The organism is Salinimicrobium oceani (assembly GCF_012037645.1).
Window position 1 is genome coordinate 1 of record NZ_JAAVJR010000245.1, and the last position, 594, is coordinate 594.

1 protein-coding gene is annotated in these 594 nt (G+C 43.3%); it reads left to right on the forward strand.

The genetic code is table 11. The features are described 5' to 3' along the window. The coding region (locus HC175_RS16520) for a beta/alpha barrel domain-containing protein (protein WP_168139473.1) at nt 1-568 on the forward strand (568 nt) is incomplete at its 5' end. Nucleotides 569-594 lie beyond the last annotated feature (26 nt).

Sequence of the window (594 nt, forward strand, 5' to 3'; positions counted from 1 at the left end):
GTTTTCAATTTCTGAAAACTTCCAGATGCGTAATACCCATAAAACCATTGCCGAATCTGTAGAAACACTGCAGGAGATCCTCTACATTGCCGCTGCTTCAGGAAAAGAGGTTGTGGCATACCTTTCCATGGGTTTTGGAAATCCCTATGGAGATCCATGGGATGTGGAGATTGTGGGGGAGTGGACAGAAAAACTTTCAGGAATGGGCGTGAAGATCCTTTCGCTTTCAGATACCATTGGCAGCTCTACTCCTGAGGTTATAGAGTACCTTTTTTCGAACCTTATTCCGAAGTATCCTGAAATAGAATTTGGTGCACATCTACATACTACTCCGACAAAATGGTTTGAAAAAGTGGATGCAGCTTACAGATCCGGCTGTAAGAGATTTGATGGGGCCATACAGGGATTTGGTGGCTGCCCAATGGCCAAGGATGAACTCACCGGAAATATGCCCACAGAGAAACTGCTTTCTTACTTCACTTCCAAAAAGGGCGATACGAACGTGAAAATGATGAGTTTTGAAGCTGCATACAACGAAGCTACCAAGATCTTCAGCGTCTATCATTAGAATTACCAATACTTTCTTCATTTGGT